Source organism: Frankia sp. CeCAU1, from assembly GCF_977971845.1.
The window spans coordinates 1-12024 of the sequence record NZ_CDWWXA010000009.1 but is presented as its reverse complement, the minus strand read 5'-3'; the positions used below and the strand labels follow the sequence as shown (position 1 = coordinate 12024).

The 12024-nt window shown below is 71.3% G+C and carries 9 protein-coding genes; 4 read left to right on the top strand and 5 right to left on the bottom strand.

Translation table 11 applies throughout. The features are described 5' to 3' along the window. Positions 1 to 32 precede the first annotated feature (32 nt). Both AC08OO_RS03235 and AC08OO_RS03230 read right to left on the bottom strand, forming a co-directional pair. Positions 33 to 908, bottom strand: a complete 876-nt coding sequence (locus AC08OO_RS03235; RefSeq protein ID WP_476608987.1) for a TylF/MycF family methyltransferase — start codon at positions 906 to 908, stop codon at positions 33 to 35. Positions 909 to 2317: 1409 nt separating this feature from the next. Then, positions 2318 to 3550, bottom strand: coding sequence for a glycosyltransferase family 4 protein (locus AC08OO_RS03230; RefSeq protein WP_476608977.1), 1233 nt, complete (start codon positions 3548 to 3550; stop codon positions 2318 to 2320). 420 nt (positions 3551 to 3970) lie between these two features. Here AC08OO_RS03230 and AC08OO_RS03225 point away from each other — a divergent pair, with 420 nt between their 5' ends. The 4 genes from AC08OO_RS03225 (at position 3971) to AC08OO_RS03210 (ending at position 8400) form a co-directional block, all read left to right on the top strand. Beyond that, positions 3971 to 5053, top strand: coding sequence for a UDP-glucuronic acid decarboxylase family protein (locus AC08OO_RS03225; protein ID WP_476608978.1), 1083 nt, complete (start codon positions 3971 to 3973; stop codon positions 5051 to 5053). Between the two features lie 44 nt (positions 5054 to 5097). Next, positions 5098 to 5952 carry a class I SAM-dependent methyltransferase gene (locus AC08OO_RS03220; RefSeq protein ID WP_476608979.1) on the top strand — a complete coding sequence of 285 codons (855 nt, stop codon included), beginning with the start codon at positions 5098 to 5100 and terminating at the stop codon, positions 5950 to 5952. Positions 5953 to 6092: 140 nt separating this feature from the next. Beyond that, positions 6093 to 7643 (top strand): hypothetical protein, encoded by a 1551-nt coding sequence (locus AC08OO_RS03215; protein WP_476608980.1) that lies wholly within the window; start codon positions 6093 to 6095, stop codon positions 7641 to 7643. Beyond that, on the top strand, positions 7630 to 8400 hold the full coding sequence (locus tag AC08OO_RS03210; protein ID WP_476608981.1) for an FkbM family methyltransferase: 771 nt from the start codon (positions 7630 to 7632) through the stop codon (positions 8398 to 8400). The genes AC08OO_RS03215 and AC08OO_RS03210 overlap by 14 nt, the downstream gene beginning before the upstream one ends. On the opposite strand, the gene AC08OO_RS03205 is transcribed toward AC08OO_RS03210, so the two are convergent. The 3 genes from AC08OO_RS03205 to AC08OO_RS03195 form a co-directional block, all read right to left on the bottom strand. Next, the gene (locus AC08OO_RS03205) at positions 8384 to 9388 is read right to left on the bottom strand and encodes a glycosyltransferase family 2 protein (protein WP_476608982.1); all 1005 of its coding nucleotides are present in this window, start codon (positions 9386 to 9388) and stop codon (positions 8384 to 8386) included. The two genes, AC08OO_RS03210 and AC08OO_RS03205, sit on opposite strands and share 17 nt — an antisense overlap. Continuing rightward, on the bottom strand, positions 9385 to 10242 hold the full coding sequence (locus AC08OO_RS03200) for an FkbM family methyltransferase (RefSeq protein ID WP_476607860.1): 858 nt from the start codon (positions 10240 to 10242) through the stop codon (positions 9385 to 9387). Before AC08OO_RS03200 ends, AC08OO_RS03205 begins: the two co-directional genes overlap by 4 nt. A 77-nt stretch (positions 10243 to 10319) precedes the next feature. Then, a partial coding sequence (locus tag AC08OO_RS03195; protein ID WP_476618222.1) for a heparinase II/III domain-containing protein occupies positions 10320 to 12024 on the bottom strand: 1705 nt, incomplete at its 5' end.

Below are 12024 nucleotides of genomic sequence, written 5' to 3'. Positions count from 1 at the left end.
TCTCCGCCGGGGTCGGCGGGGCGCGGACCAGCTCAGCGCGACCGCGAGGGCTCGCTCCGGCGCCAGTAGACGCAGGTCCAGTCGACTTCGATGATCGGCTCGGTCACCCCGTGGGCGGCCCGGTAGTCCTCGACCGCCGCCCGGCAGCCGGGAACGGTTCCATAGTCGTCGACGATGCAGAAGCCGCCGTCGGAGAGCTTCGGGTAGAGCGCCGTCAGCGCGTCGGTGGTGCTCTCGTACATGTCGCCGTCGAGGCGCAGGACCGCGAGGCGCTCGATGGGCGCGGTGGGCAGGGTGTCCCGGAACCAGCCGCGCAGGAAACGGACCTGATCGTCGAGCAGGCCGTAGCGGCGGAAGTTGTCCCGCACCTGCTCGAGGGACACCGACAGCTCCGCGTACTCGTGGTGGCGGTCGCCGGTGTCGGCGGCGTAGCGCCCCGGATTGGGCGCGGGCAGGCCGGCGAACGAGTCGGCGACCCAGACCGTGCGGTCGGGGACGCCGTAGGCGGCGAGCACCCCGCGCATGAGGATGCACGCGCCGCCCCGCCACACCCCGGTCTCGATGAGGTCGCCTGGGACGCCGTCGACGATGACTCGTTCGGCGCACTCCTGGAGGTTGCGCATCCGGCGGTCGCCGGTCATCGTGAGCGCCAGCCGTGGCCAGTCCCGGCCGTCGGTCCGGGCGCCCGGTGCGCTCCTCCTGACGATTTCCATTCCCTGGCTGCGGAAGGCTCGTACCAGCATCCTCTTCGCGCCGGTGCGCGGCTCCCACGCACCGCCGTCCCGACCATCCCAGAGAGAGCAGGTCAGCGTCGTGCGAAGCAGATCGAGATACCGCACCGAGGTATCGGAAAGGTCGTGACGGGCGACGGTCGGGTCGTGCGGGGCGACGGTCGGCGTCGTGGTCATCGTGGCTCCTTGTGAGAGGGGTGAGCGCGGAAAGGGGATGGGGCCGTGGGCCGTCGGGCTCCGTTCGCTGTTGGGTGAGATGCCGTCCAGGGGGACGCTGTCGGGTGAGGCGCCTGCCGCGCGGGCGAGCAGGCGGGTACTGGCCAGGTGCAGCGACACGGCCGAGGCGGTGTAGGTGATCCCCGACACCGCGGCCACGATCGGCAGGCGGCCGTCGTGCAGCGCCGCCGCGAGGCCGAGCACGGTCGACAGCGCGACCGGGACCTGGATGGCAAGCACCGTGCGGGCGGCACGGAACCCGAGCAGCACATGGGTGAGCAGGTAGTCGACGGACTGCGGGATGGTCGCCAGCACGAGGACCTGGGCGGCCGGGGCAGCGGGGGTGAACCGCGTGCCGTAGACGATGCGGATGGCCGTCGGTGTGACGAGGGCGATCGCGCCCGCCACCGCGGCGGCGAGGGCGACGGTGGCGATGACCGCGCGGCGCACCATCCGGGCCCGCTGCCGGGGATCGACCAGGGTGCGGAGCCGGCTGAACATCACCATGCCGGTCGCCTGGCAGACGGTCGTGCCGGCGCCGGCGACGGCGACGGCGACGGCGTAGAAGGCCACCTGCTCGGCGGCCAGGAAGGTGGCGACGAGCAGCATGTCCAGCTTGTAGATGAGTTGGGCCCCGACGACGGTGCCGTAGGCCCCCAGGGCGGACCGCATGAAACGGCGCCGGGGCAGCAGGCGTCCCGGCCGCGCGAGGGCGGGAAGGCCGCCGAGCACCGCCACGTGGTACCCGAGTGGGGGTAGCAGGGCCGTCACGCCGAGGGTCAGCATCCACAGGCCTGGATCGCGGACTCCCCTGCCGGCGAGCGCGGCGAACGCGGCCAGCGTCGCCGCCGCCGGTAGCAGCCGGACGAGCTGGAACTCGCCGGTCATCCGACCGCGGCGCTGCGCGAGCCCGGCGGCGTTGGAGGCGGCCACGGCCGCGGCGGTGAAGCAGGTCGCGCCCAGCACGGCGACGGCGTCCCAGGCGGGTCCCCGCCCGGCTCCCGTGCCGCCCGAACGGCCCGGGCCCACAGTGATCAGCATCGGCACCACGGTGAACAGCACCGCGGCGAGCAGCGCCGACGCGACGGTCTGGGTGAGCAGCGGGCCGAGCAGCGCGCGGTCCTCACCGTCATCGGTGACCAGCGTTTGGGCGACACCCAGGGCGAACACCATCGCGAGCATGCCCGCCCAGGTCTGCAGCGCGACGAACTCGCCGCGGGCCACCGGCCCCAGAGTGCGGGCGGCCAGGACTCCGGTCGCGGTCCCGACGACCAGCGTGCCCGCGTTGCCGGCGAGCACGGCGACGGTGGAGCGGGGAAGCCGGCTCGTGAGCGGGCCGGTCATGACGGCCCGGCGGCTGACGGCTCTGGTCATCCGCGCCGAGCGGTGCCGCGCACATGGGCAACGGCGCGCAGGAAGCCGTCCACGGACGCGGCGAGCTCGATGTCGCCGATCACCTTCTCCGACTCCTGGGCCATCCTGGCCAGGACGTCGGGGCGCGCGCGCAGCTCCCCGAGGATCCGTGCGAGCGCATCCACATCGCCGACCGGGTGAACCCGGCCGTTGCGGCCGGGACGGACGTCGTCGGTCGGGCCGGTGGAGCCCACCCGGTCGCTGACCACCACCGGCAGGCCGCAGAGCACCGCCTCCTTGACCGCCAGCGGATGCGGATCCCGCTCGGCGGGGTGTAGGTAGAGGTCGCTGGCCGCGTACAGGCGGGGGAGCCGTTCCTGGTCGGCGAATCCGACCATCCGCAACGCGCCGCCGAGCTCGGCGGCCACCGCATCGAGAGCGGCGCGCAGCACTCCGTCCCCAGCCATGATCACGATGATTTCCCGGTCGACCGGACCCCGGGGCGCGCGGGTGAGGATGCGCAGCGCGTCCGCGATGTCGAAGGGGCGCTTCCGAGAGATCATCTTTCCGGCGAACAAGGCGACAAGGGCGTCCGGGGCGATGCCCAGCTCGGCGCGGATCGCCGTTCGATGCTTGTCCCGATGCGCCAGTACGGCCCGCAGCGCCGTCTCATCGGTGGGATACGGCGTGCGGAACATGCGGGTGGCGGGGACTCCATAGTGGGCCAGGTACGCCTCGTTGTTGTCGCCGATCGTGAGGAATGCATTCACTGAACGCATCAGGTGGGGCAGCGTGAGCCGTTTGACGGCGCGGACGGCTGGGGTTCGCTGGCCGAGGAGCTCGCTGTCGCTGATCATGAGGGCGGGTACGCCTCGTCGCCGGCACCAGGCGAGCGCCGCGAGGGAATGGGCGTACCGGTATCCGTAGACGAGCACGCATGCGGGGCGCAGTCGGTCCAGGGCCGCCCAGGTCCGGGTAACCATCTGCCGGGTGACGTCGGGCTGCCGCCAGCCAGGGCGCAGCGGCAGGTCCGCGATGAACTCGTGGTGATAACCGGTTACGACGTCCGATTTCCACTGCACGTCGAGGCCGAAATCCGCGTCGAAGTAGCGTTCCAGGCCCGATCGGGACAGGAAGAGCACCCGAAGATCCACCTCGTGTTCGGTCAACGCCCGGTACAGCGGCGCGAAATGCTGGATCGCGTGTGATACGACGACTGCCACCGTCGTCGACCTGGGGACGGAGGTCATGAGCCGGCTGTTCCTCCTCGCAATGACCGCTGATCGGACCGGGTGGGCCGTGCGCCAGTACGAATCGATCCGACCCTGTCACTCAAAGTATTAACAGAGCAACTGTCTGTAGATGCGTGTCGTGGGTCGTGGGCCGCGGATCGCGGGTGCCGGGTGGTGGGTGCCGGCTGGCGGGGCCCGGGTGCCGGTGGGGCCTGAGTGGCGGTGGGGCCTGAGTGGCGGTGGGGCCTGAGTGGCGGTGGGTGGCGGTTGCGGCGTCATCGGGTGGAGACACGCGGGTTCCCCGCCGCGGTCGCCCCCCTTCTATCACTGTCAGTGATAGAAGGGGGGCTGTCCGAGGGGTGCGCAGTGTCGTTGTCGACCGATAGCGGTACGTGACGCCCATGGCCCGGCTTTCCTTACTCACAGGTGGTGGTTGGAGTGACCAGGCGGGTCGTCGTCGCCGGTGGGGCCGGCTTCCTCGGAAGCCATCTCTGTGACCGCCTGCTGGCTCGGGGTGCCGAGGTGATCTGCGTCGACAACTTCCTCACCGGCCGGCCGGACAACATCGACCATCTTCGGGGGTATGGCGGGTTCCGCCTGCTGCGGCGGGACGTGACCGAGCCGATCGACGTCACTGGCCCGGTCGACGCCGTGCTGAACTTCGCATCCCCCGCGTCCCCGGTGGACTATCGGGCCCTGCCCCTGGAGACCCTGTCGGTCGGTGCGTCGGGTACCGCGAACCTGCTGGATCTGGCATATCGCAAGAACGCCCGGTTCCTTCTGGCCTCCACCTCGGAGGTCTATGGCGACCCCCGGGTCCACCCCCAGCCGGAGGAGTACTGGGGCCACGTCAATCCGATCGGTCCGAGGAGCATGTACGACGAGGCCAAGCGCTTCGCCGAGGCGTTGACCACCGCCCACCGCGCCACCCACGGCACGTCCACCGGGATTATCCGGATCTTCAACACCTATGGGCCGAGGATGCGCGCCGACGACGGGCGTGCCATCCCGACCTTCATTGCGCAGGCCCTGCGTGGCCAAGCCGTCACCGTTGCGGGCGAGGGTCGCCAGACCCGGTCGCTGTGCTACGTCGACGATCTGGTGGAGGGGGTCGTGCGCATGCTGGACAGCGACCTTCCCGGTCCGGTGAATCTCGGCAGTCCCCAGGAGATGACGATCATTGATGCGGCGCGGCTCGTCGTGGAGGTATGCGGGGCTGACGTCCCGATCACCTTCGTTCCGCGACCGCAGGACGACCCCACCGTGCGCTGCCCCGACATCACGCTGGCGCGGGAGGCGCTTGGATGGCGGCCCCTGGTGGACGTACGGGACGGGCTTGCCCGCACCGTGGCCTGGTTCCACGGACGTGTCGAGCGGCGGCGGTCCCCGTGGCTGGTGCCCCGTCAGGAGCCGCCGGCAGGCTCGGACGTGCTTGGCGGTGACCGCGACGGGTTCACCGTGCGGACTGGTGAACCGGGGCTGGCGGTCAAGGTGGGCGAGGACGACGCGACGGATTCGTGACCTCAGTCCATTGCTCTTTGTAAGACGTCGACTACTTTAAGTATGTGACTCAGGATGGCTCTGGAAACCTCGCGGCGATCTCCGGGCATCGTGCCGGTCCGCTGCGCTGGCAGCTGGCGGGACGTCTGGCCGCGGGCCTTCCCAGCCTGCGCGGTCGTGGCTGGCCGACCCGATGGATGCAGGACCCTGCGAACGCCTACAGCGGTCCCCGCTATCGGCCACCAGCGCTCGCGCCGGTGTTCGACGCGGTTCTGCGCCCCGGTGACTGTTGCTATGACGTCGCTGCTGGCCTCGGGATCTACACCCTGTGGGCGGCCGGGGTAGTGGGGGCTGCCGGCGAGGTGCATGCCTTCGAGGAAGCACCGCGCACCGGGGCGACGCTCGCGGCACTGGTCGAGCGCAACCGGCTCTCGAGTGTCCACCTGTCCACTGCCGCGGTGGGTGCCAGTGCCGCGGTGGGCGTCGCGCCCATCCCGGGCGCGACGCCCATCACCCTCGATGCCCACGCCGCGCGGCACCGACCACCCGCCCTGGTCAGGATCGGTGGTGAGGCCGAGAGCCTCGACGTGCTGCGCGGCGCCGGTGAGCTCCTACGGGCGCATCGGCCGGCCCTCCTGCTGGCGATGCCGCCCCGCCCCGCCCGTCGCGGCGGAGACCGTTCCGGCGAGAACAGCCACCGCGGCGAAGGGGATCGGCGGGCTGCCGGGGAGAATCCCGGTGAGCTGGTCTCGCTGCTGGCCGCCGCCGGCTACCGGATCCTCAATCTGAGCCGGCGCGGGCTGACCGGGCAGGGCGTCTTCTCGCCGAACGTGCTCGCGCTCCACGACGGCTGGGAGCGTTTCGAACAGGTCGCCGTCACCCTGCGGCGTACGCCGCTGCCCCGCGACCGGACGGCGTGAGGTTCGGGCATGCCTGATCTTCTCTGCTGGCGAACTCTCTGCTGGCGGACGTCCCGGGCCGCCTGCCCGCTCGCGGGATGTCCGCGGCGCCACTCAGGCACGCCTGCCGGCGACGCCTCGCCGATCCCCTCGGGTGCGCCGTGGTGATCGCCCCGGCCGTGCCGGGTGGGAGGGTTGCCCACCCCGTCCGCCGTCCGCCGCTGCTGTGGCTGATGATCGTGATGGTCGGCGTGGTGCCGTGGTTCGTCGAGGCGCTCCGGCTGCCGTCCGAGCCCGACCGGGTGGTCCTGCGCTCGGTGGCGTTCACGTTCGAATGCCTCGCCGCGCTGCTCCTGGTCGGTGCGCGAGCGGGGCGTGGTTACGGGCTGGGGTTGTTCCGTCTCGGCCCCTGGTACCTGCTGTGGACCGGGATGTCGTTCGGGCTGGTGTCACTGGTCTGGCACACCCCCCAGCTGGACACCCCGCAGATCCATCTCGACGGCGTGCTGCGGGCACTCGCCCTGGCGAGCCTCGCCCTGCCGCTGTGGACCTGCGGATACCTGCTCGGCCCGGGCCGGCTGGTGACGCGCGCGGCCACCCGGTTTGCCACCGCGGCGGCGCCCGGGACCGGTACCCGGCTGCGCGACCGGAGCGTGCTGTGGATCCTGTGCGGGATCTCGGTGGCGGCCCGGGTCCTGCAGATTCTCCTGGGCCAGTATGCCTACCTGGGCGACGCGTCCCAGAAGGTCTCCGAGGCGAGTGCCTACGCCCAGCCGCTCACCCTGCTCGGCGGCCTCGGGATGTCCGCCCTGCTCATCGCCGCCGTCGATCTGGCCCGGGGCAGGGAAGACGGGGGCGGGGGGCGTCGGCGGACCTTCGTCGCCCTGCTGTCCGTCGAGATCCTCTTCGCTGTCGCCAGCGGGATGAAGGGGGTGTTCGCGACCAGCGTGTGGGGAGTGCTGATCGCGTTCTCCGTCGCCCGCGGCCGGCTTCCGATGCGGTGGATCGTCGCGGCCGCCGCCATCTTCGTCCTCGTGCTGATTCCCTACAACGCCTCCTACCGGGCCCAGGTACGCGGCCAGAGCCACACCATGGACGCTCGGTCGGCGGTGTCCATGGCGCCGACCGTGCTGGGCCGGACGCTGTCCGGGGACGCCCCCGCGGGGGAAGGCCCCGGGGAGTCACCGTTGGAGTACCTGACCTCGCGGATGCGAGGCATCGACAGTCTGGCCATCGTCGTCCAGCTGTCTCCCGACATCGTTCCCTACCGGGACATCAACGAGCTGTTCCTGGCTCCCGTCCTGACCGCCGTGCCCCGGGCGGTCTGGCCCGACAAACCGATCAGGGCCACCGGCTACGAGTTCAAACAGCAGTACCTCTCGGGGAACGCCCGGATCTACTCCGCGGCCGCTGTCTCCCCCCAGGCCGACCTCTATCTGCACGGGGGCTTGCTTCCCCTGCTGGTCGGCATGGCACTACTGGGCGCCGGTTTCCGACTGATCGACGAGGCGTGGGACCCGATGAAGGATCTACGCTACATCGTGATCTTCGTTCCGCTCTTCCTCCAACTGGTCAACTCCGAGAGCAGCGTGGGGGACCTCCTCGCGGCGTTGCCCATCCAGCTGGCCGTGCTGTTCCTGACGGCACGCTTCGCCTACGGTGGCGCCCGGCCCGCAACGAAGGGAAAAAATCTTGCTTATGGACGCCAGTGATGTTCTTTACCGAACCAAGATCTCGATCGCCGGTGCCCTGACGTCCCCGGCGGTGGGAACGGTCATCGCGGCGGCCACCCGCAACCGGGTCCCCAACCACGGGCTGCGTTTCGACGTGGCTGACCGCGACTTCACCCCGCAGGCGCGGGCGGCGCTGTTCTGGCGGCTGTACGAAGGGGCCGAGATCCGGATGATCCGCCGTCATCTCACGACCTCGGGCACCGTCGTGGAACTCGGTGCGAGCCTGGGCATCACCAGCGCGCATATCGCCTCGCGGCTGGCACCCGGCTCGCGGCTGGTGTGCGTGGAGGCCAATCCCCACCTCATCGAGGGCCTCACGCGACGCCTGGCCGCGTACGCCGGGCACATCACCCTGGACGTGGAGAACAGGGCGATCACGCAGGCCGTGGGTCCGGTGGCGTTCGCCCTCGTCGGGAACAACCTCGGTTCCCGGTTGTGGGACGACGCGTCACGGCGGAGCGTCACCATTCCGGCGGCCACGCTTCGGGACCTGCTGGTACGCAAGATGATCGCGGAGTTCGACCTCGTCAGCGACATCGAGGGTGCGGAGGCGTCGTTCCTGCTGGGGGATCCGGGCGCGCTGGACCGGTGCCGTCGAGCGGTGTTCGAGATGCACGACACGACCTTCGAGGGACGGCCCGTCACCGCGGCGGACCTGCTCGACGCCGCGCGTGGACTGGGCTTCCAGGTGGTCGACCGCCACGGAGTGGTGGTCACGCTCAGCCGGGACGGGTGAGCTCCCCCGTGCCGGCCGCCTTCTCCCGCCGGTCGGCTCCCCCCGCGGGGTCCGACGGACCGATCGGCCGGTCCTGGGCCGGGCGAGGACGCGGGACGGAGCGGGCCTCGCGTGTCCATGTACTCCACCGGGACGCCCGGGGTTCCCCGGGCAGGGTCTGGTCGATGTCGGGGATGCGGGCGAGACCGTCCACGACGCCGCGCAGGCCGCAGTGGACGCGGACGATTCCGCGCCGGCGCACCAGCTCGGACACGGCGACCCGGGGCAGCACTGCCAGGAGCAACCAGGCGGTCACCAGTGCCACCTGCCGCGGGCGGCCGTGGATGCGGGCGAACCACAGCCGGTTGCGCACCGTGTAGTAGGTGTAGCCGTTGCCGGGTACCGTCCCCCCACCGGTGTGCCAGGCCTGGGCCGGACTGACGAGGACACGCCACCCGGCCGCCCGAGCGCGGTGGCAGAGATCCACGTCCTCGTAGTACAGGAAGTACCGAACGGCCATCGGCACCTGCCGATGACACTCGGCCTTGACAAAGGTGATCGCGCCGGTGACCCACGGCACGTCATCGGCGTGGTCCGTGGGGGTCCGGCGGGCGCGCGGCACGGTGAAGACGCGGGTGAGCCCGGCGAAGCCCGGATGCAGACCGTCGGCGTTGACCAGAGTGGGTCCGACGATGCCCACGCCCGGGCGGGACAGTAGTTCCAGACAGGCATCGACGGTGGCCGGCACGAGCTGGACGTCATTGTTGAGCAGGAGATAGCAGTCGGTGGCCGGACAGGCGTCACACGCGTGCCGGAAGCCGCCGCCGAAACCGAGGTTGCCGGGGGGGACGAGCCAGGCCGTCTCCTCCCCGAGGCCGTCGGGTCGTCCTCGCAGGTCGTTCGCCACCACGACGACCTCGCTGATCTGAGGCATCGCCGCCAGCTGCGCGGCCAGATCCATCGTCGGCCCGGTCGGCCCCCAGTGGACGATGACCGCCGTGGTCCTCATGCGCGCACCAGGGACTCGGGAACTTGCCCGGACGTGGGTCGCGGGGTGGAGGGCGGGACGTCTGGCACGGCCAACGTGGACCAGGGTGCCGCCATCAGGGGCCGCCGGGCCGGCGGCGGAACCTCCGCGTCGACGATGCGGTACCCGTGCCCGCGCAGCAGGTCGCCGACGGCCTCGGCATTGCGTCCGGTGACCTCGCAGATAACGGTCGGGCGGATGTCGCCCAGAAGCCTGCGCCCACCGCTGAGGACCGCGTGCTCGGCCCCCTCCACGTCGATTTTCACGACGTCCGGTGCCGGGAAATGGGTGAGCAGGCCGTCCAGAGTGAAGGTCGGCACGAGCTGTGCCGCGCGGGTGCCGCCGGTCTGGCTGCTGCCGAATCCGTCCAGATGGCTGGTCGCGCGGTTGCGACTCGCGATGTGGAACGTGCTGATCCCCGGGGCCGCGCCGACCGCGGCGGGCAGGATCTTCACCGTGGCGCGGCCATCGGTGGCCGATGATCCGCCGTGGCGTGGTGACCGTGTCTGCGACCGGCGCAACATCCCGACCAGCCAGGTGTCGGGCTCGACCGCGACGACTGTGCCGGACGACGTCGCGGCGGACGCGGCGGCGAAGGCGAACAGTCCCACGTTCGCGCCGATGTCCCAGACCACGTGGCCGGGGCGCACGACCTCGCCGACCAGGTCGGTCAGGACCGGATCGACGGCGGCGAGACTGGGGCGCAGATACTTCAGACCCGCCTCGGAAGAGACGTAGATGCGCGTCGCCTGGAAGGGAGGCGGCAGGCGGCGGGCCACCACCAGATGGTGGGTGAGCCGTTCCGCGAGAGGGCGTAGGACGGACAGGGTCGGCACGGTGTTCTCCTGTCGGGCAGTTTGTCCGGTTTCGTGGTAATGCGGTGCGACCGGGGCGGGTCAGGTCCGGGTGTGCGTCAGAGGCGGGCGGGCGACGATTCCGTGTCGCCGGAGCGCAGGTTGCCGGAGCGCGTGCCGCCGGAGCGGACCTCGTGGACGACCGTGGTGCGTACCGCGACAGGCAGCTCGGCATCGATCACGTACGCGGCGGTGTACGCCGGCACCGTACGGCTCCATCCGACCGCCCGGTGGGTGGAGCGCACCACCCACCGCCCCGGTCCGCCGGCCCGCAGGACCAGCCGCCCCTGGGAGGTGGTCACCGTGAGCGCATCCGTGGCCCCGCTCCGGGTGGCCGCGTTCCGGCTGGTCCCGATCGAGGTGGTCCCGATCGAGGTGGTACTGGTTCGCCTGGTATCGGCCGCCGCAGCGGTGACGGACACCCCGGGGGCGAAGTGGAACAGCACCTCGACGTGGTGGCGGCCCTCCCCGGTGATCCGATCGTCGACGGACAACCCACTCGGGTCGAGTCGCCACGTCCGCCAGTGCACGGGTCGCCCGGGAAGGTGGCGGTAGCCGTCATGGCCGGCGGCCAACGTCGCCACGTTTTCGTGGTGGCACATCGTGACAAGAGTGGGACGGGCCCGGCGGCCCGCCCGGAACGCGCCCCAGACCTCGGTCGAGTCGGCGTGATCGACGATGACGGTCGAGTGGGCGGCGGTACCGCGTTCGGCGTCCCGATCCGGTCCGGGGGCGTAGGTCGAGGTCCCGGTATCCACCAGGAGCGGCCGGCCGTCGTGCCAGAGCAGAAACGCGAGGGTGTCGGCGTGGGCGTGGGCCGGAAGGTCCTCGGGACAGGGCAGGCCCACGTCGGCGAGCAGATGCCACGGTCCAGCCGTCAGCACGGCGAGACCGCTGTCGACCAGCAGAAGGCCGTCGGCCCGGTCAGATGCGGGCGTCCGCGGACGGGGCACGGTCCCCACAGTCGACTGCGACGTCGAGGTGGGCATCTCGGCCAGGCGCGGTGCCGGGATCGGAACGGGACCCGGACCCTGGACGGCGATCGGCGTCGGTCTTACCGGAGCCGGGAGAAGCAGCCGCAGGGCCTCGGCGGGCACCGCGAACCCGTCGTTGAGCGTGGGAACCACGCCGTCCGGTCCGAGTACGGCCGTCAGCCAGGCCCGCATCCTGCCGGCCGTGTCGAGCAGGGCGCCGGGCACCACGTGGCCCGCCGCGGTGAGCAGCCCGGCGACGTCGTCGAGGTCGGCCAGCACCTGACAGTGATAGGTGGGGGAGCGCTCGTAGTGTCCACCGTCGCTGAGGACCTGCCGATCGAGCTCGCGCAGCAGCGCGTCGACCCATCGTCGGCGGCCGCGGGCGTCGTCATCGGCGACCGCCAGCCCGATCAGCGCCTTGTAGTTCTTCAGCAGGTGGTTCCCGCCGACGTCGGTCTCTAGATGAGTGCGCAGGAAGGACCGGCAGACGCCGAGGTCGGCGAGGACCGCCATCTCGGCGGGCGTTCCCCGCGCGAGCCGGGGCCACAAGGCACACAGCGTCCAGGCCCGGAGCGACACGACGTAGGGCGACCAGGCAACCGGATCGCCCAGGGCCACGGAGGTCCGCCAGGCCAGATACAGCCGGGCGAACATCGCCGGCCCCTGGACAGCCTCGGTGGTGAATGCCCATGCCCAGTCCCAGTAGTGCAGATGGTAGCGCCACAGCAGCGGAGCGTCGGCCTGCCTCCAGTCCCATCGGGCGGGGGCCGCGGCGGCGCCGGCCCCCGCG

Bases quoted from the DNA above. Each gene is read 5' to 3' on its own strand.
- AC08OO_RS03205 (WP_476608982.1), bottom strand. From the start codon at position 9,388: ATGAGGACCACGGCGGTCATCGTCCACTGGGGGCCGACCGGGCCGACG.
- AC08OO_RS03235 (WP_476608987.1), bottom strand. From the start codon at position 908: ATGACCACGACGCCGACCGTCGCCCCGCACGACCCGACCGTCGCCCGT.
- AC08OO_RS03230 (WP_476608977.1), bottom strand. From the start codon at position 3,550: ATGACCTCCGTCCCCAGGTCGACGACGGTGGCAGTCGTCGTATCACAC.
- AC08OO_RS03210 (WP_476608981.1), top strand. From the start codon at position 7,630: ATGGACGCCAGTGATGTTCTTTACCGAACCAAGATCTCGATCGCCGGT.